Here is a 4501-nt window from a genome sequence, read left to right as displayed (position 1 = left end):
GCCCGATGCCCGGTAGGGCGGCAGATAGCGGAAATGGCCCGTCGACCTGCCGCTCCAGTCGATCCACCAGGCATTGTGCGCGGCGCCGCCGAGATAGTCGTTCGGCACGCTGACATGGGTGTGCCAGGGCACGATCGAGAACTTCAGGTCGGCATTGGCATAATCGGCGACCGCGTCGGTCGCCGCGCTGATGAGGATGCGGGTCGCGGCCTTGGCCGCGTCCATCTTGCGCGATGAGCCGGCAAACCAGTTCATCGAGCCCGAATTGTCGATGGCGATGGCGACCTCGACGTTGCGGCGACCGAACTGGGCCTGCTTGCGGCCGACGACGGTCAGCTCGTCCTGGCCGAACAGATGCATCACATATGTGTCCACATCGGCGCGGGCGACGATCTGCACCATCCCGTCGGAGGGATCCACATGGAAGCGATCGTAGTCGACGTCGCGCGCGGTGACCATGCGCGCCATCATCGCCTTGCCTTCGGCGACGAGGTCCTCGGCGGGAATGTTGGGGTTGAGCGTGGTCCGCTTGGCCAGGTGCAGCGCGACCGACTGGGCGGCGGTGTTGACCTGCGTTTCGACACGCACGGCATTGGTGTAGTCGACCGCGAGCGCGGTCATCCCGAACAGCGGCACCATGGCAAAGCCGGCCACGATGTAGGCCGCCCCCTTTTCGTCCGCCGCAAAGCGCCGCAAAAGGCTCTTGATCATCTGCGCCTCGTACTTTCTCCGCAACGGCCGCGGACCTCTGCGCGACCACCATGCACCGAATGCGTCCTGCGGTTGTATCGCGGAGATCTGAAGGCCCGTTTAACCCTTCGGCCGATTTTCAAGGATCGGCGAAAACGGAAAAGAAACGGTTTACGGCTAGCTTGCGCCGGAATGGGGCTTGAGGACCATGATCGGTCGCATCAGACGATTTGTCATCGGCGAGAAAAGGGGCGTGGCCGCAATCGAGTTCGGACTGCTGGCGCCCGCCTTCTTCATGCTGATGATCGCGATCTTCGAGATCTGCTACTATGTCTACATGTCGACGGCGACCCAGCGCGCCGTCGAAAAGGCGGTGTTCGACCTGCGCACGAACCATGCGCAAACCATCGTCACGCAAAACGGAATTTCGATCGAGCAATGGTACCGTGACGCCATCTGCGGTCGCGTCAGACTGACGACATGCGAAGACACGCTGAGCGTGTCCATCGAGATGTTCGACGACGCCATGAAACCGATCTGGTCGACCTCCGACCCCGATTCGCTGACCCTGGCGCCGCGCGATACGCTGATGCGGGTCGAGGCCCAGGTCGAAATGCCCACCATCATCTTCACCGAAATGATCTTCGGGGACGCGGCCGCCAGGCTCGCCACGGGCATCACCTTCATGACGGAGCCATGATCATGACGCCGCCTGTCCTCAGCGCTCGGCGCCCGTTCAAGCGCGCCGCCATCCGCATGCGCCGGCTCGTCGGCGACGTGCGCGGGTCGGTTGCCGTCGAGATGGCATTCGTGCTGCCGATCTTTGCGTCCATGGCCTTCCTGACCTGGGACGCGGGAACCGTCTATACCCAGTACAACCGGTCGACCAGCAACCTCTACTCGCTCGGCGACATCATCTCGACGCGGACGGCCGATTTGACCTGCGACCGGCTCGATGCGATCACGGAACTGGTCTACCAATCATATGCGTACGGCAACTGGGCGCGCCGTACGGGCGCGGGCATGGATTTCGATGCCGACGGTGCCCTGGATTTCCGCTTTCGCCTGACGATGGTGCGCGCCGAGACGCGCCCGAACGGATCGATCCGCGGCCGCATCGAGTGGGAATATGTCCGGGCCGGACGGTCGGCGCGCGATGCGGGGCGGCTGATCGGTATCCCCGACGAGATGCGGATCGACGGCATGCGGTTCCTGGTCGTGGACGGCTTCATCTTCCTTGCGCCGGCCCTGAACTATCTGGGCATCTTCGACTACCATCCCAGCGAGGGCCGAACCGATGGCCGGTTCGACATGCAACAGTTCTTCCCGCTGCGCTTCGTGCCCAACGTCGCCCTGGTCGAGGAGCCGGGCGACCTGTTCGACGACAAGTGCAAGGGATAGGACGGCCCGGCCGCCAAGCTCTGAAAGGGCGCGGCACCTGCCGCGCTTTTGCGCCTTGTGCCGAATCGGTTCGTCTCGTACCGAACCGGCCCGGTTTATGCGTTCATGGCCTGAGCGCCCGGCGGGCTTTTCCCAGCGTTCGGAGCGCAGCGTTGACGATACCGACAATAAAGACCATCGATGCGCTGGATGCGCGCTACGACGCGATCCTGTGCGATGTCTGGGGCGTGCTCCACAATGGCGTGACGGCGTGGCCCGCCGCCCATGGCGCGCTTTCGCGCGCGCGCGCGGCCGGAAAGACGGTGATCCTTATAACCAACGCGCCGCGTCCGCATGCGCCGGTCCGCCGGCAACTGGAGCGTCTGGGGGTGCCCGAAGGAGCATATGACGACATCGTCACCTCGGGCGACGTGACCCGCGCCCTGATCGCGCAAGGGCCGCGGCGCGTCTTCCACATCGGCACCGAACGCGACCTGTCCCTCTTTGAGGGGCTCGACGTGGAACTGGTCGAGGAGTTCGAGGCGTCGACCGTGGTCGTTACCGGCCCCTATGACGACGAGACCGAAACACCTGACGATTATGCCGGGATGCTCGCGCGGCTCAGGGCCCGCGACCTGCCCATGATCTGCGCCAATCCCGACATCGTCGTCGAGCGCGGCGGCCGGCTCGTCTACTGCGCCGGCGCGCTGGCGCGCGCCTACGGGCTTCTGGGCGGCCGCACGCGGATCGCCGGCAAGCCCCATGCGCCGATCTACCAGGAGGCGATGGCGCGCCTCGCCGATGTTCGTGGCGGTCCGCTCGGCCGCGACAGGGTGGTCTGCATCGGTGACGGGCTCGTTACCGACGTCAAGGGCGCCATGGACAACGGCTTCGACCTGGTGTTCGTCGCAAACGGCATTCACGCACGGGAGTATGGCGTCCCCGGCGCGCCCGACCCGGCAAGAATGGAGGCGTTCCTGCGCGATTTCGGCGCCGATCCGGTGGCGACCATGCCGCAGCTCACCTGAACGGATAGTCAAAATCCTTCTGATCGAGGTCAATGCGCCGGCGCGCCCGCCTGCGAGAGTGCCGCAAGACGCCAGGAGGACAGCCCATGTTCAAGACCATTATCGCCGCCTATGACGGATCGGACCATGCCAGGCAGGCATTGAGGATCGCCTGCGACCTGGGCGCCAGGTACGGCGCGGACCTGCACATCGTGCACACGCCCCAGCTTCCCGGCGAGACGATGATGGTCGGCTATTCCGCCGTGCCGCTGCCGCCCAGCTCCGAGGCGCTCGAAAAGGCGGGCGAGGAGGTGATCGCCGGCGCCGTGGCGATCGCCGGCGAAAACGGGTTTGGCGAACCGCGGACCTGCGTGCGGCAGGGCGATCCCGGCCGCGCGATCGTCGAATACGCCAAGGCAAACCAGGCCGACCTGATCGTCATGGGCCGGCGGGGCCTGGGCAATTTCGGCGCCATGCTGGTCGGCAGCGTCACGCACAAGGTCTCGCAACTGGCCGACTGCGCGGTCCTGACGGTGAAATAGCCAGGTGGCGGCCGGCCTATTGGCGCGGCGGCCGAACCAGCCCTCTGTCGGAGGCGGGGCGGGCGATGCAGCGCTCAAGCCATGCCATCACCTGCGGCCGCGCGGCCATCTCGAACGGCTCTTCGGCCTTGTAGAACAGTTTGGCGCCGCGCACCCAGGGGAACAGCGCGATGTCGGCGATGGTGTACTCATCGCCCATGATCCAGTCGCGGCCATCGCTCAGGCGGCCTTCGAGCACGCCCAGGAGCCGCCGGGCCTCGTTCACATAGCGTTCGCGCGGACGGGGATCGTCGATGTCCTTGCCGGCGAAGACGCCGAAATAGCCGTATTGGCCGAACATCGGCCCGACGCCGCCCATCTGGAACATCAGCCACTGGAGCGTTTCATACTTTGCGGCCGGGTCGGCGGGCAGCAGGGCGCCATGCTTTTCGGCAAGATAGATCAGGATCGCGCCCGATTCCCAAAGGCCGAACGGCTCCCCGCCCGGCCCGTCCGGATCGATGATCGCGGGGATCTTGTTGTTCGGGTTGAGCGACAGGAAGGCGGGCGTGGTCGTCTCGGAGAGCTTGATCGTGTGATCCTCATAGGGAACGCCCAGTTCCTCAAGCGCGATCGAAACCTTGACGCCGTTCGGCGTCGGAAACGAGTAGAGCTGCAAAAGGTCGGGATTGCGCGGCTTCCAGTGCCGCGCGATCGGAAAGTCGTTCAGGGTCTTGCTGGTCATTTCGGTCCCCTTGTGCCGGCGGGTCCGGGCCGGAGCCGCCGCTTTCATTATGGTGCGCGCCGCACATAGGCCCGATCGCGACCGGGACAAGCAACGACCGGCCACGCCGATTTCACAAAAATGTGCCCGGCGCGTTTGGCGTTGCCTTGCCGGGCACC

General features: G+C 65.4%; 6 protein-coding genes. 4 read left to right on the top strand and 2 right to left on the bottom strand.

All coding sequences use genetic code 11. The features are described from left to right. Positions 1-711, bottom strand: a 711-nt coding sequence (locus AC5E6L_RS14330) for a TadE/TadG family type IV pilus assembly protein (protein WP_491774180.1), incomplete at its 3' end; no start/stop codon positions are given. Between the two features lie 187 nt (positions 712-898). Between AC5E6L_RS14330 and AC5E6L_RS14325 the strand changes: the two genes are divergently transcribed. The 4 genes from AC5E6L_RS14325 (at position 899) to AC5E6L_RS14310 (ending at position 3619) form a co-directional block, all read left to right on the top strand. After that, complete coding sequence (locus AC5E6L_RS14325) at positions 899-1390, top strand: TadE/TadG family type IV pilus assembly protein (protein WP_491774182.1); 492 nt, start codon at positions 899-901, stop codon at positions 1388-1390. A gap of 2 nt (positions 1391-1392) precedes the next feature. Further along, complete coding sequence (locus tag AC5E6L_RS14320) at positions 1393-2091, top strand: TadE/TadG family type IV pilus assembly protein (protein WP_491774178.1); 699 nt, start codon at positions 1393-1395, stop codon at positions 2089-2091. A 152-nt stretch (positions 2092-2243) separates the two neighbouring features. Further along, on the top strand, positions 2244-3098 hold the full coding sequence (locus AC5E6L_RS14315; protein WP_491228550.1) for a TIGR01459 family HAD-type hydrolase: 855 nt from the start codon (positions 2244-2246) through the stop codon (positions 3096-3098). 86 nt (positions 3099-3184) lie between these two features. Continuing rightward, positions 3185-3619 (top strand): universal stress protein, encoded by a 435-nt coding sequence (locus AC5E6L_RS14310; protein WP_491228551.1) that lies wholly within the window; start codon positions 3185-3187, stop codon positions 3617-3619. A 16-nt stretch (positions 3620-3635) separates the two neighbouring features. On the opposite strand, the gene AC5E6L_RS14305 is transcribed toward AC5E6L_RS14310, so the two are convergent. Then, positions 3636-4343 carry a glutathione S-transferase family protein gene (locus AC5E6L_RS14305; RefSeq protein WP_491228552.1) on the bottom strand — a complete coding sequence of 236 codons (708 nt, stop codon included), beginning with the start codon at positions 4341-4343 and terminating at the stop codon, positions 3636-3638. Between the last annotated feature and the right edge of the window lie 158 nt (positions 4344-4501).

Source organism: Roseitalea sp. (genome assembly GCF_984466335.1).
Note: the sequence above shows the minus strand (reverse complement) of the source record. Positions and strands in the feature narration are given on the sequence as shown.

What these genes read in the sequence shown, in the direction of transcription:
- AC5E6L_RS14305 (WP_491228552.1), bottom strand. Translation starts at nt 4,343, where the DNA reads ATGACCAGCAAGACCCTGAACGACTTTCCGATCGCGCGGCACTGGAAG.
- AC5E6L_RS14310 (WP_491228551.1), top strand. Translation starts at nt 3,185, where the DNA reads ATGTTCAAGACCATTATCGCCGCCTATGACGGATCGGACCATGCCAGG.
- AC5E6L_RS14320 (WP_491774178.1), top strand. Translation starts at nt 1,393, where the DNA reads ATGACGCCGCCTGTCCTCAGCGCTCGGCGCCCGTTCAAGCGCGCCGCC.
- AC5E6L_RS14325 (WP_491774182.1), top strand. Translation starts at nt 899, where the DNA reads ATGATCGGTCGCATCAGACGATTTGTCATCGGCGAGAAAAGGGGCGTG.